Source organism: Ammonifex thiophilus, from assembly GCF_003368535.1.
GTDB lineage: Bacteria > Bacillota > Desulfotomaculia > Desulfotomaculales > Ammonificaceae > Ammonifex > Ammonifex thiophilus.
In genome coordinates this window covers 46356-66844 of the sequence record NZ_QSLN01000011.1, presented here as the reverse complement: position 1 = coordinate 66844, position 20489 = coordinate 46356, and the positions used below count along the sequence as shown (strand labels likewise).

The window sequence follows — 20489 nt, the reverse complement described above, 5'->3', positions numbered from 1 at the left end:
CAGGCGGCGGGGGCCTCCGGCGTCCTGGCCTCCCTGGGCGGGGACTACGTGGCCCTCGCCCTGCCCAACACCCTCCAGGTCTCGGTGGCGGGGTGCGTGAGGAGCATGGACCGCGTGGACGTGTACCGGGCGCCGAGGGGCGGGAAGCCCGAGAGGCTGGCGTCCGACGTGCTGGTGCTGCAGGGCGCCCAGGTGGCCACGAGGGAGGGGCAGCAGCAGTCCCCCGGCGTGGTCCTGGTCCTGAGGCAGGACGAGCTCGACCGGGTCCTCCCCGCCCTCTCCGCTTCCGGGGGGCAGGACATCTACCTGGTCTTGAAGCCCGCCGGGGGGAAAGGGGGGTCGTAGCGTGGGCGCCCGGAACGGCAACCCGAAGCTCTTCCTGGCCGGCCCGCCGGACTTCGTGGCCGGGGCGAAGCGCGAGGCCGACCGGCAGGGGGCGGTCGTGGTGGGGGAAGCGTCCACCCCCCACGACCTCTTCGCCCTGGTGGACCGGTCCGGGGCGGACGCCGTGGTGCTGCCCACCGGCCCGGAGTGGGTCAAGGCGGCGGCGGACCTGGCCCGGGTGCGTCCCAACCTGCGGGTCTTCGCCTCCGGCCCGCTCACCAGGGAGTCCTGGGAGCTCCTGTCCGGCGCGGGGGCGCGCTCCGTGTCCGGCGACCCCGCGAGGGCGGTGCAGGCCGCCGTCAACGTCCTGAAGCGCCTCTACCCCTACCGGTTCGTGTTCTCCCCGCCGGGGGGAGGGGAGGGGCCCGCTGCCCCGGCCGGGGACCGCAGGGTGGTGGCCGTCCCCTCCCGGCTGGTCGCCGTGTACTCCAGCAAGGGGGGCGTGGGCAAGACCACCGTGGCGTCCAACCTGGCGGCGTGCCTCGGCGCGTGGGCGCGGCGGCAGGAGGAGGGGGGCGGCCCGCCCTGCCGGGTGGCGCTGCTGGACTTCAACGCGGACGGCTCCACCGCCGTCTACACCTTCTGCCGGGGGGCGGTGAGGCCGAAGTCCGTCACCCTCTGGAGGGACCTGGGCGGGGGGCAGGCGCCGGTCTCCTGGCCCGACGTGGAGGTGTCCATGAACTACCACGGGCTCTCCAATGTGTACTACCTGGCCCCGCCGCTTTTGCCGGAGGAGGTGAGGGAGTTCGACGCGGAGCTCGCCGCCCGGGTCCTCAGGCTGGCGGCCCGGTTCTTCCACTTCGTGGTGGTGGACATGGGCGTGGCCGTCTCGGCCCGCGACCCGGCGGTGCTGGCCCTGGAGCAGGCGACGGACGTGCTCCTGGTCGTGGAGTCCGACCCGGACGTGGCCATGCTCGTGGGGGAGAAGTGGCGCCGGGAGACCCGGCTCCTGGTGGGGGACGAGAAGAAGGTCAGGCTGGTCTTCAACAAGGTGAGGAAGACCTGGTACTCGCTCAGGGACCTCCAGGTGCTCTTCGAGAGGATGGCGGGCCAGAACCTGCCGGTGGCCGCCGAGCTGCCGGAGGACCCCGCCCTGGAGAAGAGCAAGGCGAAGGGCGCGCCGCTCTACTCCCTCGACCCCTCTTCGCCCTTCTGCCGGGCGCTGGACGACCTGGCCCGGCGGGCGTTCGGCATCCTCCCCGCCCCGGAAGCGGAAAAGAAGAGGGGCTGGCTCTCCCGTCTTTTCGGAAGGAGGGTGGTTGAGGCTTGTCCGACCTCTACACCAGCAAGGTAGTCGCCCGGCCCGCCCGGGAAGCGGAGAAGGGGCCCGACAGGGAAGCGCAGCTCGACGCCCTGAGGCTCAGGTTCCTCGCCCTCGCCCGGGAGCGGGGGCTGGAGAAGGAGGCCCTGGCGGACGAGCAGCTCGCCCGCAGGCTCATCCGCGAGGCGGCGGTGCTGGAGGAATTGCCCCTCTCCCTGGTGGACGAGCTGGCGAAGGACATCTTCGGGTTCGGGCCCATATCGGAGCTCATGGCCGACCCGGGCGTGACCGACATCTGGATAAGGTCCTGCCAGGACGTCTGGTACGAGAAGGACGGGAAGCTCTTTAAGTGGCCGGAGACCTTCCCTTCGGAGAGGGCGCTTAAGCAGTTTGCCGCCCGCATGGCCGCTCTCGCGGGCAGGAAGCTCGACGAGTCGCGGCCGAAGGAGGACTTCAAGATGCCGGACGGGTCCCGCGCCGTGGTGTTCCTCGACGGGGTGTCGGTCAGGGGGACCTTCATGGCGGTCCGGCGCTTCTCCCGCCTCTTCACCCTGGGGGAGCTGGCAGAGAGGGGACTCTTCCCGCCGGAGTTCGTGCGGCCCTTCGAGCTCCTGGTCAAGGCGCGGGCCAACATCATGGCCGCGGGCGGCATGGGCTCGGGTAAAAACACCTTCCTCTACGCGCTGCTGCTCAACGTGGGGCCGGACGAGCGGCTGGTCTTCGTGGAAGACCCGGCGGAGACCAGGGTGGGGCTCCCCGACCCCTCGAGGCCCTGGCTCCCCACCCCCTGGGTGGTGGTCCTGGAGCCGAAGAGGCCGGGGCCGGAAGGGGGCGGGGTGGACCTGGACGAGATCTTCCCCGCCGTCCTCAGGACCAAGCCCACCAGGGTGGTCTGCTCCGAGTGCCGCGACCCCAAGACCACCTACTGGACGCTGCAGGCAATGAACATCGGCCACCCCGGCTCCATGAGCACGGTCCACGCCGAAGACCCCGCCGAAGTGCCGCTGAGGCTCTCCGATATGCTGGCGGCGTACAGGGGCGGCGCCTACTCGGAACTCGCCGCCCGGGCCGGGCGCGTGGCCGCCGTCGAGCTCGTCTTCTTCCTGGGCCAGATAGAGGGCCACCGGCGGCTGCTCGACATCTGCGAGGTCCGGCGGGCGGCCCACGACCGGCTCCCGGAGGTCGTCCCCCTCTTCACCTTCCGGCTGGAGGGCTGGGGGCCGGGTAACGAGCCCCTGGGCAGGCTCGAGCCCACGGGGGAGAAACCGGAGTTCTTAAAGAAGCGCAAGGTCTCCCTCTTCCTCCGCCCGGAGGAGAGGGAGGAGCTGGAGGTGTTCTTCGGGTGTTCGTCCTAGTGGCGGTCTCCACCTTCATGGCGGCCCTGAGCCTGGCGCTCGCGGGGCTCTCACGGAGGTTCCACTCCCCCCTGCTCGACACCTACCTGCCGCCCGGCAGGGGAGAGAAAGAGAAGAAGGGCTTGCTTTCCGACCTCTGGGGTGAGGGTCCGGCGTGCCCCCTCTCCCACGAGAGGCTGTTCACGTGGGGCGCGGGGTCGGCGGGCGCGGCCTCTTTCCTGGCGTGGCTCCTCGGCGGGTGGGCGGCGGCCGGCGTCTCCGGCGCCCTGGCCTTCCTCCTCGTGCCCCGGCTCGCCTCCGCGGTCGCCACCGGCAGGAGGGTCACGGCCTTTAGAAAAGGGCTGGAGTTCGGGATAGAGGGCATGGTCTCGGCGCTGTCGAGCGGCATGCCGCTCCACCGCGCGCTGGAAGAAGGGGCTAAGGGCGCCCCGGAACCGGTGGCTTCGGAACTCGCCCGCCTGGCGGAAGACCTCAAGGCACGCGTGCCCGAAAAGGACGCCTTCCGCTCCCTGGCGGAGCGCTACCCCTGCCCGGAGACGCGGGACCTGGCGGACGCCGTGGAACTCTACGTGGAGGTCGGGGGCCCGAGGGCGCTCGACCTCGTGAGGGCCACCCTGGAAAGGCTGAGGGAGTCGATGAACGTCCGCTTCCAGGTCGAGCAGCAGGTGAAGCACCTGAGGCTCAACGCGGCCGCCGTGGTCCTCGTCCCGCCCCTGGCGGTGGCCGCCATAGCCTCGCTGGCGCCGGAGTTGGTCTCCGCCCTGTGGACCACGCAGGCGGGCAGGTTCTGCGCCCTGGTGGCGGCCGTCTCGGTCGCCGGGGGCATCGCCTGGATGTGGCAGATCCTGAAGTCGGTGGAAGAATTCTGACCGGAAAGGGGGGACCGCCCCTGTTGGGGACCTTCTCGGTGCCTTTTTTCATCCCGCTGCTCGCAGGGGCGGCGGCGCTGTGTTTCTTTTACGCCCTCAGGCTGAAGGCAACGGTCACGGTCTTCGACCTGGCAGGCGTGCCGGAGAAACCTTTACGCGAGAGGGCCAGGGAGTTCGCCGAGGGACTGGCCCGCAGGCACCCCTGGCTCGTGAGGCTCGCCGGGGCGGAAGACCCGGAGGAGAAGCTGAGGGCCGCGGGCTACCCGTGGGGCCTCATGGCGGACGAGTACCGGGTGCTCAAGCTCGCCGCCCTCGCCCTGGCCCTCGTCCTCTTCCTCACCGGGGTGCTGGCGAAGGCCTGGTTCCTCCTCCTCTCGCTCCTGCTGGCGAAGGTGCCGGACTGGTGGCTCTCCGTCCTGGCGGACGAGAAGAGGCGGAAGATGAAGCGGGAGTTCCTGGAGGTGGCCTCGAAACTCTCGGTGGCCCTGGCGGCGGGCCTCAACATCGCCCCCGCCTTGGAGTGGGCCGCCCGCGGCGCCACCAGCGAGACGCCGCTGAGGCAGGAACTCGGCCGGGCGCTGGACGAGGTGAAGGCGAACCGGCCGCTCAACGAGGTGCTGGAGGAGTTCGCCCGGCGGACCGGCCTGCTCGACGCCCGGAGGCTCGCCACCCTGGTGGTCGGGGCGGAGCTCTACGGCAGGCCGGTGGCGGGTGCCCTGAAGGACGCGGTCAGGGACGCTTCTGAAAGGCGCAAGGCGGAGATCCTGGCCCAGGGCAGGGACGCCGAGGGGAAGATGCTCCTGGTGCTGCTGGTCATGGTCTTCCCCATGGCCCTGCTGCTCGTGGCCCCCATGCTCATCACCCTGGCCCAGAGCGGGGTCTTCGGCTTCGGCGGCTTCCCCGGCCCCTGACCGGAAGGGGGGAAGGCGGTGGGTGACGACCTGCTCTCCTTCTCTTTCGGGGCCGCGTGGGACACCTTGGCCCCGCTGGTGCAGAGGGCGGAGCTGCTGCTCCAGGCCGGGCCGGTGCTGCTCTCCCTGGTGTGGCTCGGCAACTGGCTCCTGCGGTCGCTCCTCGCCCCCGCGGTGGGCAGGCTCGCGGCGGGGCTACTCTCCCTGTGCCTCACGGGCGCGGGGGTGGCGTGGCTGGGGGTCCGGTCGGCCGAGGACCCCCGCTTCTTCTGGGCGCTGGTCGGCTGGGCGGCGGCCCTGGGGGTGGTGGTGTCCGCCGAGCTGAGGGGGCTCTTCCAGAAGGGGGGGATCTGAACTGTCCTGCCGCGACGAGAGGGGCTTTGCCGCCGTGGGGCTGCTGGTGGTCTTCGCCCTCGCGCTCTTCTGCGCCCTGGGGGTGCTGGGGCTGGACGTGTCCAGGGCCGTGGGCGCCCGGGCGAGGCTCAGGACGGCCCTGGACGCAGCCGCCTTGGCCGCGTGCAAGCAGGCCGCCCTGGTGCCGGAGTACAGGTACACCCTCCTGGACGGGGACGGCAACGAGACCACCGACCCCTCGAAGGCCGCAGTGGTGAGGGCGGAGGTCGTGGGCTTCCACTGCGACCTGGCGGGGAGAGACGCGCAGGCCCTCGCCCAGGCCCGGGCGGCCTTCGGCCAGAACCTCTCCGGGGGCCGGGACCCCCTGAGGGACGCGAGGGAAGTCTCCTTCTCCGGCGGGGTGCGCTACGACCGCCCGAAGACGGGGAAGGACGGCTCCACCTACTACGACGAGTACCGCACGGAGGGGAGCCTGGCCGTGCGCTCTTACCTCCTGGCCGGGCCGCTGGCGCGGTGGCTCGCCGGCGGCCTGGTGAGGGAGGGCAGCCCCGGCGGGCAGGGGGAGGAGTGGGCGGGGTACATCGTGGTCTCGGCGGAGGGGACGGCCCAGGCCCTGCCGCCCCCGCCGCCCGCCGCCGGGGCTGCCGCACCTTGATCTTCTTCGAAAGGGGGTGAGTCCGGCATGACGCAGGAGCTTAAGGCTTTCCTCGCCGACACCGCCGGGGACGTCGCCAGGCCAGCCATGATCGTGATCGGCCTGGCGGTCGGGGCCATCCTCATGGCCTTCCTCTTCCTGGCCTTCAAGGGGCTCGGCGGCAACCTCAAGTCCGGCGTCGACAGCGCGGTCTCGAACGCCAACCAGGCCCTGGGGCAGATCAACACCCAGTAGGCCCGGGAGGGGAGGCGGGGCCGGGGGAAACCCCCGGCCTTTTGCTTTCCCGCTTTTTTTCAGGAAACGGGAAGGAGGAGATGTGCCTTGAACAGGGGACTCGCGGGCTTCTGGAAGGACGAGGGAGGGTTTTCCAAGGCGGCGGAGGGGCTCATCCTCCTGGCGGCCGCCTCCGTGCTGATAGCGCTGCTCTTCACGTACCTCAAGCCCGGTTTCAAGTCCTTCGGGCAGAGCCTGTCCAACGCCCTGCAGGGGAAGTAGGGGGCGGGTGGGGGATGCCTGCGGGGGAAGTACTCGCGGCCCTCTTCCTCGCCCTCGCCGCCGCCTGGGACCTGAGGGTGAGGAGGGTGCCGAACTGGCTCAACCTGGCAGGGGTGCTGGCTGGCCTCGCCCTCGGCCTCTCCACCGGGCGGCCCCTGGCCGCCCTAGCGGCGGCCGCGGGCTGCTTCCTGGTGGGGTTCCTCTTCTGGCGCTGGGGCGTCCTGGGGGGAGGGGACGCCAAGGCCCTGCCCGCCCTGGGGGCGTGCCTCGGCTCCCTCCCGGCGGCACTCCTCGCGCTCGCCCTCGGCTACTGGTGCCTGGCCCTGTACCTCCTCCCCCGCGCCCTGCGCGGGAAGGGCCTGAAGGGGTGGTGGGAGGAGGAAAAAACGGCCCTCTTCTTCTTCCTGGCGGGGGCGGGAATGCCGGGTAAAGAGAAGGTCCCCTTCGCCCCCTTCCTGCTGGCGGGCTTCCTTGCAAGCGAGGTGGTGAAGGCGTGGCTCGGTGGCTTGCGGCTTTCCTGAAGGGGGAAGACGGGCTCTCCAACGCCGCCTCCTTCCTCCTCCTGTTCCCCCTCCTGCTGGCGCTGGCGTTCGGGGCGGCCTTCTTCGGGCACGCGGCGGCGGCGAAGAACGTGGCTGAAGAGGCGGCCCGCGCGGGGGCCAGGTGGCTCGCCGCCCACCCCGGGGACGTCGCGGGGGCCAAGCTCCGGGCGGCGGACGTGGTGCTGAACTCCTTCACCGAGGTGAAGGGGGTGGGCGGCGGGCAGGCGCCCCCCGGCGCCCTGGTGGGGAGGCTGGAGAAGAGGGGAGGGGAGTACTACGTGGGCGGCACCCGGGTCAGGCCCGCTTCGCCCGGCGTGAGGGCGCAGATGGAGAGCCTGGTGGGGAGGGACGTGGCGGCGGAGGGGACTTACGGGGAGGACCCCTGCTTCGTGGCCCGCGCCGCCACGGCCGACCCGCCGGGGACCCGGGCGGCCGTGCCCCCGGGCGGGAGCGCCACCGGCCAGCCCGGCACGCAGGGGAGCCAGGAAGTGGGCGGCGTAGACTACGGCGTCTCCTACGGCCCCGCCCAGGTGCCGGAGTACATGGTGGCCGGGGAGACCTACACCGTCCAGGTGGGGGCCAAAAACACCGGCTCCCTGGCCTGGACGCCGCAGGGCAGGTTCGGCCTTTCGTACCACTGGTACGACAGGAACACGGGCAAGGTGGTGCTCTGGGACGGGGCCAGGGACTACGTGGAGGCCCCCGTGGCGGCGGGGCAGGGCTACACCTTTGACCTGCCCGTGACGGCCCCCCCGGGACCAGGCGTGTACACCCTGGTAATCGACATGGTGCAGGAGGGCGTGACCTGGTTCGAGCAGAAGGGCTGCCCGGTCCTGCGGGCGGACGTGGAGGTGCCGCGGGGGGAGGTCCTAAAGGGGGTACTCACCTACGACGGCTCGGACTACCGGGTGGGGGACACCCTGGTCCGCAGCGCCGGGCCCGACCTCTCCCGGTTCGCCGGGCAGAGGGTGACCCTGTGGGGGGACTGGGCCGGGAAAGAGGGGTACTTCCTGGCGACCTCGGTGGGGGGACTCGACCTCAGGTCGGCGGTGACCTTCGACCCGCAGAGGGACGTGGTGTGCAACGACCCGGTGGCGGGCGACCCCGGCGTGCCCCCCACCGACCCGGCGTCGCGGCCGAGGACCGACGGCTACGCCTGGTGCAGGGTGACCTACCGGGTGCCCCTGCCGGCCCCGAGGTTGTGGGGGTGGCTGGCAAGGCGGGGCGTGTGGGGCGGCCCTGCCGGGCCGTCCTTCCAGGTGGCGGGCGAGGCCTTCTTCAGCTCCGGGGAGGAGGGCGAAGCGAATGTTAAGAGGTGAATGCGGTTTCACCCAGGCAGCTTCTTTCGCTCTGCTCCTCCCCCTCTTCCTCGTCCTCTTCTGCCTGGGGGTCCTGTGGCTCCACCTCGCCACCGTGAAGTCCTCCCTGGACATGGCCGCCAGGGAGGGGGCCAGGGTGTACGGCATCCGCCTGGGGCAGGGGGACGAGCAGTGCGCCCGCTGGGAGGCGGAGGCCGCCGCCCGGAGGGTCCTGGAGGGGACGAAGCTCCTGCCACCGGGCTTCTCCTGGGGGAAGCCCCCGGCGGGCCAGAGGGGGGCGGAGGTGAACTTCTCGGACGACAGGACCTGGGCGCGCTGCACCGTCAGGCTCTACCTCCCCAACCCCCTGGCGGTGAGGGTGCCTAAGGTCCTGTCCTTCGGGAGGGAAAGCTCCGCCCCGTCCTGGTGGCCGGAGCACTTCACCCTCACCGCCACCGGGGCGGCCAAGCACGAGCCGAAGGAGCCGCCCAGAAACTAAAAGGAGGAGGAGCGGGATGCGGCGGGTCCTATTGCTGCACAGGCTCGTGGCCGGGGATGTCCACTTCCTCTACGCGCTTTGGCTCGGCTTCGCCCTAACGGTGGCCCTCGCGGCCGCCCTGCTCGCCCCCCACCGGGTGCTGGACCCGGTGCTGGCGGGGGCGCCGCCCGGCGCCTGGTGGCAGGGCTGCCTGGAAGTCTTCTTGCGCCTGGGGGCCGTGGCGGTCCCGGTGTTCATCATCCTGGCCGAGCTGCCCCTAGTGGCGGCGGTGGCGCTGTGGCTCCTCCTGGTGGTGGCCTTCAAGCTCCGCGATCTGCTGGGGGAGCTGGGGTGGCACAGGGCGCTCTACGAGGGCACGGTCCGGCCCTGGTGTACCGGGAACTACCCCTTCCGCCGGTTTGCGGTGGACGGGGAGGGCGGCGAGATCCTGGTGGTCTGGCTCCCCGGGGCGAGGAAGCTCTTCTCCGGGGAGGCGGCGCGGGCGGTGGCCCGCCTCTCCCCGGACGGGGCCTTCCATACCGCTTGCCCGGGGGAGGACCTGGGGCCGGGCGGGCCGGGCAGGCGGTGCGTGGTGGCCGTGCCCTACTCCCCGGAGAAGGCGGGTGCCCTGTGCCGGATGGGCTACGAGCAGGTCTCCCAAAGGAAACTCCTCGCCACCTTCGGGCGGTGGGCGGAGCACAGGCAGGGGCTAGTAGCCTACCGGCAGGAGCTGCGGCGGAAGAGGGAGCGGGTGCGCTCCAGCCCCCTCTGGCGGTTGGCGGCCCGCGTCCTGGGGTGGCAACGAGGGAAAGGCAGGTGGTAGCGGTTGAGCGGGAAGAGAGCCTGGTGGCTGGCGTCCCTGCCCTGCCTGGGGGCGCTCCTGCCCCCGGCGGCCTGGGCCGTGGCCGAGCGCCTGGCCCGCCCGCACTGGGGTCCCGGGTGGTGGGCGCTGCCCGCTTCGTGCGGCCTGGGCCTGTGCCTCGGCCTGGCCCTGGCTGCCCCGGCGGCCAGGGCGCTCAGGCGGGCGGCGGCCAGCCGCGCGGAGACGGATTTACCCCGTCCGGGAGGGGCGGCGGGGAGGGAGGAGAGGCCCGACGTCGCCTCCCTGGTCTCCGAGCTCCGGGCGGCCCTGGACTCCCTGGCGGCGGAGAGGGAAGATGAACTCTCGCGGCTCAGGGAAGCGTCCGGGGACGCCCTGGCTTGCCTGGGAGAGGCCATCGTGAAGCTCGACGCGGCGAGGCACCTGGTCCTCTCGGCGGGCGTGGGGCTCCGCGAGGCCCTGGGCGGGGACACCGCCCGCCCGGCCCCGGCGGGCGGGAGTGCTGTGCAGGAAAACTCTGAAAGCGAGGGGGTCGGTGAAGGAGCATGCGCAGGGGAGTGCTTGTCCTGACCGTCCTGGCGGCGTTCCTCTTCGGCTGCGGCGCGGGGTTCGGCGGCGGCTACTGGCGCTACGTCTACGCGCCGCAGAAGGAGATGCGGGAGCTGGCGAGGAAGCAGCAGGAGGAACTGAACAGGATGGTCCGCCACGGCGAAGTGCAGGAAGTCAGGCCGGACAGCCTGAAGGTCAAGGTGGAGAAGGGCGGCGGGGACGTGGGCAAGGAGGTCACCGCCCGGACCACCGAGTTCACCTCGGTGCAGGTCGGCATGGGCTTCGTCAACCGCCCCGGGGAGAAGGTGGACCTGACGAGGTACTTCAGGCCCGGGGACAGGGTGGACATGCTCTACAGGGACGGCCAGGCCCTGGCCCTGCACCGGGACCTGAGGCCGGGCGAGCAGGAGCCCAGGCCGCCCGCAGCGCCCGGGCCGCAGGCGCCGGGCCCGCAGCAGCCCCAGCCGCAGGGCCAGGGCGGGCAGTAGTAGCAGAGGGGGCCGGGTGTTGGAACCCGGTCCCCCTTCTTTCTTTCGGAAGCTAGCGGGAAAGGCTGGTGCCTTCCTTGGAGTGGTGGGCAATCAAAGGTTTCCTCTCGGTCTTCGGCTTTGCGGCGTTCGCCGCGCTCAAGGCCTCCCTCATGGTGCGGGCGGCACGGGCCTTGGACCGGAGGGGCGCGGGCCTGCCCCGGCGGGCGCTGGCGTGGGCGGCGCTGGCGCTCTGCGGCGCGGGCCTGGCGTTCGACCTGGCGTGCGCCCTGCTCTTTGCGGCCGCCGTGGGGCTGGCACTGCTGGCCCGCCTTGCGCTGAGCATGGGGGTGCGTTAAAGAGCGAGCGGGCGGCAGGGGCAGGGAGAGGAAGGAGACTGCCAGGTTTTGCCGCCCTCCCCCTGTTTTCGGGGGGGACCAGGTTTCCCAGTTGTTGCTATCCCTGCCGCCGGTGTGCTACGATGAAGAGGTAAGTTAAGGTTAAAAGGTAAGGGAAGGTCAAAAAGGAAAGGCAGGTGGTGCGGGGCGGAGAGGTAGGCCGGTTTGGACACCGTTTTCCCGCACGCGTTTGCACAGGCCGGGCCGAACAGCCCGGGTAGTGGTGTTTTTGCGGCTTAAGATTAAGAAAGGTGAGGAGGTGGGTTCCGTGAAGAAGCCTCTGCTGTTTGCCCTCTTTTCCGCGCTCGTCTTAACCCTTTCTGCTTCTGCCCTCCCCGCCCTCGCGGGCACGGTGGCCGAGCCGGTCGCAAAGTTCGTGATCGACCAGCGTACCTACTGGGTGAGGGGCGAGCCCAGGCAGATGGACGTGGCGCCTTTTATCGAGAACGGGCGGACCTACGTCCCCGTCCGCTATCTCGGCTACGCGCTGGGGGTGCCGGAGAGTGGCATCGGCTGGGACCAGGCGGAGAGGAAGGCCACTCTTACCAAAGACGGTACCACCGTCGAACTGGTGGTGGGGCAGAGTTCCTACCGGGTCAACGGCCAGGAGAGGGGCATGGACGTCGCCCCTCTCCTGAAAGACGGGCGCGTGTTCCTGCCCGCCCGCTTCGTCGCGGAGGCCCTGGGTTACAAAGTGACCTGGGAGCCCTACTTCCGGCAGGTGGTCGTCCTGACGCCGGGGTACGAGGTTAGCATGGACCAGGCCAGGGCCGGGACCCTCCAGCCCCCGCCCGGGGCGGTGGCCCCCACCGGCTTCATCGACCGGTACGGCTACTCCTGGGGCTTCCCGTACCAGGCCAAGCGGATCGACTTCAGGATAGGCAGCCGCTATGCCACCGTCACCCGCCCGGACGGGAGCACCTACCAGCTCGACCTGGGGACGGAGTGCGTGGTGGTGACGAAGCCGATAACTGACCGGAGCATCATCCGCAAGTACCCGGAGGTCTACCCGGAGGGCACCTATGTAGTGATGCCTGAAGATAGCGAGTACACCACTGCCTTCTACATCCCCTTCATCCCCGTAGCCAGGGCCTTCGGCGTGCCGGAGCAAAATATCGTATGGGACGGGGAGCACCTGGCGGTGTTCGGGTACTACGGGGACGTGCGGAACTACTGCGTAATGACCCCGGGGAGCAAGGAAATCGTCTGCCTGGTGGTCCCATCAAAGGCTGACCCTAATGGGAAAGGCCCGGTGGTGGGAACCGGTCATCTGTACTTCCCGCTCTCCGTGAAGGACGGGGTGCCGATGCTGGGAGTAAACTCAGTCAATGATTTCTCGGCCTTGCTCTTTGCTCCCATGGGAGCCCCCGGTCTGATTAACGCTACGGGAGGGGGTAGCTTTGACTACGAAACGGGAACAGCTTTTATACTAGTCAAAGGACCTGCAAGGCAATAGCGGTCTGGGATATTAGGCCAAGCTGTAGCAGGCGCTGGGTTCGGGCCCAGCGCTTTTCTTTTTTAGGAAACCCCTTGCTAAAATTCTGTCGGAGGAGGTCGAAAAAGTGCTGTGGATAGCGAGGAGGACACTAGCCACAATTCTCGCCCTGTTGGTCTGTCTGGTTGTTTTAGTACCAGGCTCCTCTTCCTGGGCAGCAGACCCACAATGGACCGACCCATCAACACGCCCCACACCCCCCCTCTACGCCGGGCGGGAGTACACGCGCCAGCACTACGTGGAGTTCTACTACTCCGAGGACCTGGGGAAGACCTACAAGCCCCTCCCCGGCAGCCCGGGCTGGTGTTCGGTGTTTGATAAACCCGGCGAGTACCTGGGCTACACGGCGGTGGGGCCGGAGGACGAGGCCTTCGGCAGGCTCGACAAGTGGCTTGAAATGCTGGGCGTGCCGCAGAGCGGGGGCTACTACATCGTCTCCCCCGCTTACTGGAACACCGCTTCCTTCCCCGTGGCCCAGTACAGGCCGATCCCCAAGCCGGTGGCGCCCGACCCCGGCTCCGAGTGCCTGAAGCTCCCCGTGTCGGTGGTCCAGGACCCCACCGGCCTTGACCAGGGAGATACCGTCCAGGACCCCAAGTGCTTCAAGAACGGGGACGCTTCCGACCCCGGCTTCGTTGCGGGCGGGTACGACAGCTCCGGCAACGGCTGGAGGTGGTCCTGCACCCAGTCCGCCTGGGGCGGGAACCCGGCCGCCGAGGGCAGGCCCCCCATCCAACTGACGAAGGACTACATTTCGCTCATGTGGCAGGCCAGGGAGACCACCTGGGCGCAGATAAAGTTCAGCTACCGGTACAACCTGGTGGCGGTGGGCGTGGCTAAGGACGCCAGCGGGAAGGACACCTACGTCGCCACGTTCTACAACGAGTCGCCCTTCACCGTGAGGGGGGCCACCTTGCGGGCCTACGTGGTGCAGGACGGGAAGTGGCAGCTGGTGGCCAGCACCAGGACGGACATCGGCCCCCTGCCGCGCTCCGACGGGCAGGGGAACTTCCTGCCGGTGTACATCGCCCCCAGCTACGGCCCCGGCGTGACCGGCGGCCCCCCGCAGAGCATCGATTCAAATGTGATTAAGTGGACCTTCGAGGTCCCGCCCCCGGCCGGGGAGTACAGGCTGGCGGTCTCGGTGAACCTGGCCTTCACCGAGAGCGGCACGATGGTGCCCGAACCGATGGTCACCGTGCCCGCCTACAGGAACACCACCTACGGCGAGCCGCTGACGGGCACCAAGATGGAGGTGGCCTGCGATCCCTATGTAGCCCAGATACACGGGCGCAGCGCCTCTGACCCCTACGCCGACAACTGGGTGGAGCAGGGCTTCGTGGGCGTCACCCCGCCCCCCGGCGGCGGTGGAGGAGGGGAACTCAAGAGGGACGACCTCGCGGTGACGGGCGTGCAGGTCCTCGACGCCGCGACGGGGCAGCCCGTCTCCAGCCCCCAGCCGGCCCAGAACCTGAAGGTGAGGGCCTCCTTCGCCTCGTCCTTCGACGTGGGGGGCTGGGCGAAGATCAGGCTCTACAAGTACCAGGCGGAGTTCGGGCGGCTCGACGAGGTCCGGAGCGAGAGCGTCTACTTCGAGCCGCGCGGCGCCTGCACCAGGGAGTGGGACATCGGCAACGTCGGGACCGGCCAGTACAAGTTCATAGCCACCATCGACCTCTACAACACCGGCAACGACCCCTCGACCGGGTGGAAGCCGGAGAAGTTCGACGGGAAGTACGAGGAGAGCACCTACGACAACAACAAGAGGGAGGCGGGCGTCACCGGGACGGAGGGCACGCCGAGGGAGCCGTCCCCCGTGCAGAGAAGCCAGTCCGTGTGGTACCCGCCGCTGACCTGGAAGGAGAGGCCGATCTACGAGGAGTACACCGAGCCCGTGTACGGCTGGAAGAAGGTACCCTTCTCCAGGGAGAAGGTGGAAGAGGGCAAGCCTGCGGTGCGGCTGGTAGAGTAGCCTTTTTCGGAAAGGAGGTCGATCGGGTTGAAGGGATTAAAGTCGATCGGGTTGGAGGGATTGAAATTGAAAGGGAGGAGAAAGGCGTTCGCCGTGCTGCTGCTGGCCAGCCTGGTGCTCTCCCTGTCCGCCTTCCCCTCCCCGCTGCCCGCCGCCGGGGAGCAGCGGCAGTGGGCCGAGCTGGTGACCGGTGTGGACGGGGCGGGCAACGTCGTCAAGACCAGGGTCTACGGGTACTACGCCGAGGCCAACGGGACCCAGGTCTTCGTCGTCTGCGACCCGCGGACGGGCGAGGAGACCGGCGAGGCCTACGTGCCGGGGGCCAAGGTCGGGGAGAGGAAGGCCAAGAAGCTCGTCGGCTACGAGAGGAAGCAAGACCTCGACTGGGACCACCCGAAGGAGGTCAAACCGGTCAGCGTGACCCTCATGGCACCGAACGTCCCAACGGGCTGGGAGTGGGACTTGGAGCACTACAAGCAGACGGGGAACCTCTGGAAGAAGAGCGGTTACCAGTTCGGCTGGCCGATGGACTACTCCTACGCCAGGCTGGTGCCGGGCTCCGACCCGGACTACTGGCTGGTGGTCGCCGCCGTGCAGAACCCCAACCCGTTCCCGGTGGAAGCGGAGCTCTATACCAGCATAGATGGGTGGAGGTCTACCTGGTGGGGCTTAGAAAGGGAAATCCGCTACCAGGGCAGGATCCCCCTGGGGCCCAACGAGACGAAGTACGTGCTCCTGAACAGGGGGCGCCAGGGCTTCGTCTTGGCAGACAGGGCCCCGACGGCGAACCGTGGGGTGTGGTGCCCGGGCTTCTCGAGCGCACGCTACCAGACCTACATTACCTCGGTCAACGACCCCGAGTACCCCGGCCTGCTGAGGACGGGGGACAAGCAGGGCTTCTATGTGCCCTACGTCACGTGGAGCGGCACAAACCCGGTGGTTCTGCCTCTCATCCCGATGCGGCTGGCCTTTTGGTTCTGCTGCACCGGGATAGACCGCAGGGGGTGGGTGGGCTGGGGCTACTGCACCCCAGGTTACAGGGGCTGGCCCGAAGTCTACGGGCACGCCGAACACGACCCAGCAACGGGGGAGTGGTCTATCCGGTTTGAATTTTCCTACTACTCGGACAAGCCCCAGTGGATGTCAGATGAGGAGTGGCAGCGGCACCTCGCCCTGCTCAGGGACAATGCCACGACCACCCTCAGGAGGCTCTTCCAGACTTGGTATCCAAAGGTGCCTTTTTGGTGCAGCTGGTGGAGCCCTAGAGAGGAGTTAATCGCAGATGCAAAGACAGGGGAGACCTTCGGATCACAGGATAAAGGGTCTTATGAAAAGATCAGCAGGCTCGATTTCTATGTGAGATTCTGCGCGCTGGAACCCGAACCCCCGCGCATGCCCCCGCCGGGGATAAACGTGCGCTACGGCGGCTGGCGGTATACCACCGAGGGTGCGTGGAGTGACGGGTTCGACCTCCCCGCGCCGGTGCTGGTCGGCTTCAGGGCGGGCGACTACCGCTGGCAGGACGAGGAAGCCCCCGAGTTTAACTTCACACACTACAGTGTGCAGTGCCGCGGTGGCGACACGGACTCGGCGGTGGTGCCCAGGGGGACCGCCATGCCCCCGTACGTGACGCGGACCGACCCGCGCTACTACGACCCCGAGGGGTGGATGTACTGGCTGCCCGTGCTCCGGGCGGAGCCCGTCTTCACGGACAAGTTCACTTTCGTGGCCACCCAAGGGAATGCGGGTTACCTGAAGAAGGAAGCCATACCGGGCTACCTCCTGTTTGTCGATGCCGAGGGGAGGCCCGTTCCGAGCATCGTCAACCGCCCCACCGGGGCGCGGGCCGAATGGGAGGGTGTGGCCTACCTGAGCGAAGAGAACCAGTGGGGGAACCTGTGGCGGGTCCGGCGGTCCTGGTCCTGGGACCCCGGCTACGGCTGGCGGCTCCTGGGCGAGCAGAGGGAGCCCGTGTACCCGTCCTGGTGGAACTCCCGGCAGGCGGGCAAGGCCACCTGGCGGGTGACCCTCGAGTACGACCAGGCCGTGCAGGTCGCAAACCCCATGGACGTCCCCGTGGCATATGGGTCTTCGTGGAGTTGGCGGGAGGATAAGCCTGCCGGGGCGCCGCGGTTCTACTGGCCCGGGGCCGAAGGGCTGAGGGCGGCCCTGGCTCCCCTCTCGGCGTGGGAAGGGGGAAGCCCCACTCTCGCTGCGGGCATCGACCCCGTGATTCCCGCGGCGGGAGTCGTGAGGGTCGGGGCGAAGGAGACCGCTTGGGTGGCCTCTGCCCACAAGGCTGCCATCGCCTCGTTCAAACGGAACTCCTGGAACCCGCTTGAAGACGAGAGGGCGGTGCTTGCCGCCCTCGAGTCCCAGGCCCTCCGCGGGCAACTCTCTGCACCCGGGGAGGCGGCCTTCGTGGACGGGTGCCACTTCGCCATAACCCCCACGTTCAAGCCCGGTTCGCCTGGGGTAATCAGCGGTGCCAAGAGGGTCCTCGTCCACCAGCGCTACAAGTGGGACAGCGAGTGGCAGTGGTACGTGTGGGACGAGCTTAGGGCGGACGTCTACGGCTTCCCCTCTTACTGGCAGGGCGGCTGGTGGGACCGCGACAACCTGACCCTCTGCTCCTACACCTCTTGCGGGTACAACCCGACGTCCGGCCTGGTGGTCCGGGCGGGCGACGAGGCGTTCGCGGCGGCGCTGCTCCGTACCCGGTCGGAGTCTTCCATCTGGGTCCGCCCCCTCGGCGGTATGTGGAACCCCTACGAGACGAGGGTCACCGGGCCGTGGCGCGTCTTCGACTCCGGAACTGGCCGGTTGCTGCCGCCCCCCTATCCCAGGGACTAGGAGGGGCCGGGGGCACGGGAACAGATTTCCCCGTGCCCCTCTTTTTTCCAACCCTGCGGCAGGAAAACCAGGCCTCCCACCGAATATTCTTCCTAGCACAACAAACCAAGGCCAGAGGGGGGAGACTTCCTTGTTCCTGCGGGGAAAGCCGGTTCTGGTCGCCGTGTTGCTGGTCCTGTTCTCCCTGGTGGCGGGGTCCGGTGCTGCCCCCGCCGGTGCCGGGGAGGGTCCGGCCTTCCGGGAGGTGTTGAAGGGGCGGGTCACCGGGCTCTGGGTGTCGCCCGGCTTCGCCCGGGACGGTACGGTTTTCGCCGCTGTCGAACCATGGCCGGGGGCAGGGGCTTCCCTGTACCGCAGCACGGACGGCGGCGTGACCTGGACCGAGGTGAAGTGGCTCATCGACAACACCTACCGGGAGCCGGGGGAAGTAGCCTCCGTCCACGACCTGGTGTTCCTCCCCGGTGGCGCGCTGCTGCTGTCCGGCACCCTCAGCTCCGGCAGGGAGTTCCTCTGCCGCAGCGCGGACGGCGGCACCCGGTGGGAGACGGTCGGGGAGTGGGAAGCGTCCGGGACCGGCCCCGGCGCACTACTCGACCTGGAAGCCACCGGCGGTAGCCTGCTCGGGACCTTCAAGCTGCCGCGGCAGGACCTGACCGTGCTCAGGGTCTCCCACGACGGCGGGAAGACCTGGGGCGATGTGCGTTCGGGCGCGGCTGGTTACGATGGGGGTTTGGTCGCCTTCGGGCCGGACACCTGGGCCGCCGTACTGGATGGCGGTAAGGTGGCCGTCACGCTCGACGGGGGCAAGACCTGGCGCGATGCGGGCATCCAACTGTCCGGCGCGCCTGTAGGAGAGCCGCGTGTACCCGGCCAGCCCGTCCAGATAGCCTGGGGCCGCATTGCGGGCTGTACCGGGCCTGACGGTGCGAAGACTGCGGTCGCGTGCGGCCCGGGGGCAACGGCCCAGGTCTTCGTCTCGCGGGACCTGTTGCGCTGGGAGCGGGTCGACCAGACCCGTTTCGCCAGCAGGGCGCTCTGCGTGGCCGTTGCCCCCGGCGGGCTGATCTTCGCGGGCACACCGGACGGCTGCGTGCTGGCCTCCGAGGACTACGGCGCTACCTGGAAGCCCCTCACCGGCAGCCTCTCCGGCGAGGTGCTCGACATCGGGTACGCCCCGACCGGGGGCTCCGTGGTGGTGCCCGCGGCGGCCGAGTCCGGGCTGTACCGGCTGGAGTACCAGGGGCAACCGGCCGGCGGGGCTGCGGAACAGCAGCCGGCGAGCGAGGAGAAGGGGCAGCCTTCCGGGGGCACCCCGGCCCCGCCCGTGGCCAGGTTCGTCATCGGGCAGGCCTCCTGCTGGGCGGGCGGCAAGGAGCTTAACATGGACGTGGCGCCCTTCATCGAGGACGGGCGGACCTACGTCCCCGTCCGCTACCTCGGCTACGCCCTGGGCGTGCCGAAGGAAGGGATCAAGTGGGACCAGGCCCTCCGAAAGGCCACCCTCACCAAGGACGGCGCCACCGTCGAGCTGGTGGTGGGGGAGCCCACCGTCTGGGTGAACGGCCAGGCCAGGCAGGTGGATGTCGCCCCGCTCCTGAAGGGCGGGCGCGTGTTCCTGCCCGCCCGCTTCGTCGCGGAGGCCTTCGGCTACAGAGTGGACTGGGACCCGGAGAAGCAAGAGGTGAGCGTTTCGGTTAAGACGTGATACCTTCTCCCCGAAACTGCTTTCTTTGAGGTTGCCCCATGGCCCGGCAGACCCACGCCGGGCCTTCCTCTTTCCCAGGGGTGGCCTTTCGCTGGCCGGAGAGGTGGCAGGAAACCCGGTGTGGCCGGGCGAATTTCCTCGGGAAAAACCCATTCCGGAGGTGGCAGTGCGTGGGAAAAAAGGCGAGATTCCTCCTCCAAGGGAGTGTTTTGCTGGTGCTCCTTCTCCTCTTGCCCCCCGGTTTCGCCGGGGCGCAGCCGGTGGAGTGCGTGGAGCGCGTGGTGTGCGGGAAGAAGCTCTACCTGGTGAGGGTGGACGCCACCGACCCCCGCGTGCAGGTCTTCCCGGTCCTGGCGCAGGGGCGCACGGGCAGGGCCGAGAGCCTGGCCTCCATGGCCGGGAGGGCGGGCGCGGTGGCGGCGGTCAACGGCACCTTCTTCAACGCCTACTCCGATTTAACTTCCTGGGGGGCGCTCGCCGACGCCGGGCGCGTCTACCGGCTAGGCTCCGGCTCCGGCGCCCTGAGCCTGGGGCCGGGGGGGCTCGTGGAGGTGGCCCGCCCCGACTCGCACGTGGAGGGGCGGATCGATGGCAAGGACGACTGGAAGCACTGGTGGTACGCCTGGGATGTAAACTGCAACTTTGAAGACCCGGAGGCGATAGTGGTCTTCACCCCGCAGTTCGGCCAGGAGATGCGGGCTCCCACGGCGGCGACGGTGGTGGTGCGCAACGGCGTGGTGGTGGGAGTGGGGAGCGGGCCCTGCCCCGTCCCGGAGGACGGGTACGTCATAGGGTTCGGCCCGGCGGCAGCGGGCAAGTACCTCGACCGCTTCTACCCCGGTGCCAGGGTGGAGTGGTGGCCGGTGTGGGAGGAAAAGGGGGGTGGGAAGCTTAACTGGGCCGGCAGGACGGTGGTCCAGGGAGGCCCCCTCCTCCTGAAGGACGGGGAGGTGGCCCTCGATGAAGAACTCGACGGTCTCTGCCGGGAGCCAAAGTTTTCCTGCCCCGGCTCCTGGAGCTTCATCGGCTCCGACTCTGAGGGGAGGCTGGTGCTGGGGTCGGTACTGGGGGCGGCTTCCCTGTGGGACATGGCCCGCGTCCTGCAACAGGCAGGGCTTAAAGACGCCGTCTGCCTCGACGGCAACGCTTCCTGCGGGCTGTGGTACAGGGGGCGCTACCTGGTGGCCCCGGGGCGGGAGCTCTCCAACTGCGTGGCCGTCCGGCTGGCCGACCCCTGGGTGGGCGTGTACGTGGAGGGGAGCGAGCTGGCTTCCGACGCCCGCCCCTTCGTGTGGGGAGGCAGGACGCTGGTCCCCGTGCGCCCGCTGGCCCGGGCTGCCGGCTGGCAGGTGGACTGGGACGGGCAGAAGGTCACCCTCCGGTCGGGCGGCAGGACGGTGACCCTCACCCCCGGCTCCCCCGAAGCCCTGGTGGACGGGAGGAGCGTCGGCCTGGACGTGCCCGCGGCCCTGGTCCCGCCGGGGCGCCTCTTCGTGCCCCTGCGCTTTGTGGCCGAGAGCCTGGGCTTTGCAGTGGAGTGGCAGGAGGGGAAGGTGGAGCTCCGCCGTGCCGGGGCGTGACAGCTCCCCCGGGAGCTGCCGCACCGGGAAGAGGAGACGCCCGGCCCG

At 69.5% G+C, this 20489-nt stretch carries 21 protein-coding genes; all 21 read left to right on the top strand.

The genetic code is table 11. The features are described 5' to 3' along the window. Nucleotides 1-345: CpaB family protein (locus DXX99_RS11545; protein WP_165847778.1), on the top strand; the 345-nt coding region annotated here is incomplete at its 5' end. Between the two features lies 1 nt (nt 346). Further along, nucleotides 347-1678, top strand: a complete 1332-nt coding sequence (locus tag DXX99_RS08025) for a CpaE/TadZ family protein (protein ID WP_115792977.1) — start codon at nt 347-349, stop codon at nt 1676-1678. Continuing rightward, nucleotides 1651-3000 (top strand): TadA family conjugal transfer-associated ATPase, encoded by a 1350-nt coding sequence (locus DXX99_RS08020; RefSeq protein WP_115792976.1) that lies wholly within the window; start codon nt 1651-1653, stop codon nt 2998-3000. Before DXX99_RS08025 ends, DXX99_RS08020 begins: the two co-directional genes overlap by 28 nt. 362 nt (nt 3001-3362) lie before the next feature. Continuing rightward, the gene (locus DXX99_RS11340; protein ID WP_134642974.1) at nt 3363-3869 is read left to right on the top strand and encodes a type II secretion system F family protein; all 507 of its coding nucleotides are present in this window, start codon (nt 3363-3365) and stop codon (nt 3867-3869) included. 23 nt (nt 3870-3892) lie between these two features. Continuing rightward, nucleotides 3893-4780, top strand: coding sequence for a type II secretion system F family protein (locus tag DXX99_RS08010; RefSeq protein ID WP_115792974.1), 888 nt, complete (start codon nt 3893-3895; stop codon nt 4778-4780). Nucleotides 4781-4798: 18 nt separating this feature from the next. Then, nucleotides 4799-5134 (top strand): hypothetical protein, encoded by a 336-nt coding sequence (locus DXX99_RS08005; protein WP_115792973.1) that lies wholly within the window; start codon nt 4799-4801, stop codon nt 5132-5134. Nucleotides 5135-5168: 34 nt separating this feature from the next. Next, complete coding sequence (locus tag DXX99_RS08000) at nt 5169-5789, top strand: pilus assembly protein TadG-related protein (RefSeq protein ID WP_115792972.1); 621 nt, start codon at nt 5169-5171, stop codon at nt 5787-5789. Nucleotides 5790-5816: 27 nt separating this feature from the next. Next, nucleotides 5817-6023 carry a hypothetical protein gene (locus tag DXX99_RS07995; RefSeq protein WP_115792971.1) on the top strand — a complete coding sequence of 69 codons (207 nt, stop codon included), beginning with the start codon at nt 5817-5819 and terminating at the stop codon, nt 6021-6023. Between the two features lie 87 nt (nt 6024-6110). Continuing rightward, on the top strand, nt 6111-6284 hold the full coding sequence (locus tag DXX99_RS11540; protein WP_165847777.1) for a hypothetical protein: 174 nt from the start codon (nt 6111-6113) through the stop codon (nt 6282-6284). A gap of 14 nt (nt 6285-6298) precedes the next feature. Continuing rightward, nucleotides 6299-6805, top strand: coding sequence for a prepilin peptidase (locus DXX99_RS07990; protein ID WP_165847776.1), 507 nt, complete (start codon nt 6299-6301; stop codon nt 6803-6805). Continuing rightward, nucleotides 6778-8145 (top strand): TadE/TadG family type IV pilus assembly protein, encoded by a 1368-nt coding sequence (locus DXX99_RS07985; protein ID WP_115792969.1) that lies wholly within the window; start codon nt 6778-6780, stop codon nt 8143-8145. The genes DXX99_RS07990 and DXX99_RS07985 overlap by 28 nt, the downstream gene beginning before the upstream one ends. Next, entirely contained in the window at nt 8132-8623 is a 492-nt protein-coding gene (locus DXX99_RS07980; RefSeq protein ID WP_115792968.1) for a TadE/TadG family type IV pilus assembly protein, read from the top strand. Before DXX99_RS07985 ends, DXX99_RS07980 begins: the two co-directional genes overlap by 14 nt. A 16-nt stretch (nt 8624-8639) precedes the next feature. After that, the gene (locus DXX99_RS07975; protein ID WP_115792967.1) at nt 8640-9425 is read left to right on the top strand and encodes a hypothetical protein; all 786 of its coding nucleotides are present in this window, start codon (nt 8640-8642) and stop codon (nt 9423-9425) included. 3 nt (nt 9426-9428) lie between these two features. After that, complete coding sequence (locus tag DXX99_RS07970) at nt 9429-9992, top strand: hypothetical protein (RefSeq protein WP_115792966.1); 564 nt, start codon at nt 9429-9431, stop codon at nt 9990-9992. Between the two features lie 125 nt (nt 9993-10117). After that, the gene (locus DXX99_RS07965; RefSeq protein ID WP_134642972.1) at nt 10118-10459 is read left to right on the top strand and encodes a hypothetical protein; all 342 of its coding nucleotides are present in this window, start codon (nt 10118-10120) and stop codon (nt 10457-10459) included. A gap of 77 nt (nt 10460-10536) precedes the next feature. Then, nucleotides 10537-10797, top strand: coding sequence for a hypothetical protein (locus DXX99_RS07960; protein ID WP_134642971.1), 261 nt, complete (start codon nt 10537-10539; stop codon nt 10795-10797). 307 nt (nt 10798-11104) lie between these two features. Further along, nucleotides 11105-12292 (top strand): copper amine oxidase N-terminal domain-containing protein, encoded by a 1188-nt coding sequence (locus DXX99_RS07955; protein WP_165847775.1) that lies wholly within the window; start codon nt 11105-11107, stop codon nt 12290-12292. A gap of 106 nt (nt 12293-12398) precedes the next feature. Then, nucleotides 12399-14303, top strand: coding sequence for a hypothetical protein (locus DXX99_RS07950; RefSeq protein WP_134642970.1), 1905 nt, complete (start codon nt 12399-12401; stop codon nt 14301-14303). 27 nt (nt 14304-14330) lie between these two features. Beyond that, on the top strand, nt 14331-17156 hold the full coding sequence (locus DXX99_RS07945) for a hypothetical protein (RefSeq protein WP_115792962.1): 2826 nt from the start codon (nt 14331-14333) through the stop codon (nt 17154-17156). Nucleotides 17157-17286: 130 nt separating this feature from the next. Continuing rightward, nucleotides 17287-18861 carry a stalk domain-containing protein gene (locus tag DXX99_RS07940; protein WP_115792961.1) on the top strand — a complete coding sequence of 525 codons (1575 nt, stop codon included), beginning with the start codon at nt 17287-17289 and terminating at the stop codon, nt 18859-18861. A gap of 170 nt (nt 18862-19031) precedes the next feature. Next, nucleotides 19032-20441, top strand: a complete 1410-nt coding sequence (locus tag DXX99_RS07935) for a stalk domain-containing protein (RefSeq protein WP_115792960.1) — start codon at nt 19032-19034, stop codon at nt 20439-20441. The last annotated feature ends 48 nt before the right edge of the window (nt 20442-20489 follow it).

Bases quoted from the DNA above. Each gene is read 5' to 3' on its own strand.
- DXX99_RS11340 (WP_134642974.1), top strand. From the start codon at position 3,363: ATGGTCTCGGCGCTGTCGAGCGGCATGCCGCTCCACCGCGCGCTGGAA.
- DXX99_RS07995 (WP_115792971.1), top strand. From the start codon at position 5,817: ATGACGCAGGAGCTTAAGGCTTTCCTCGCCGACACCGCCGGGGACGTC.
- DXX99_RS07990 (WP_165847776.1), top strand. From the start codon at position 6,299: ATGCCTGCGGGGGAAGTACTCGCGGCCCTCTTCCTCGCCCTCGCCGCC.
- DXX99_RS07980 (WP_115792968.1), top strand. From the start codon at position 8,132: ATGTTAAGAGGTGAATGCGGTTTCACCCAGGCAGCTTCTTTCGCTCTG.
- DXX99_RS07975 (WP_115792967.1), top strand. From the start codon at position 8,640: ATGCGGCGGGTCCTATTGCTGCACAGGCTCGTGGCCGGGGATGTCCAC.
- DXX99_RS07965 (WP_134642972.1), top strand. From the start codon at position 10,118: ATGGTCCGCCACGGCGAAGTGCAGGAAGTCAGGCCGGACAGCCTGAAG.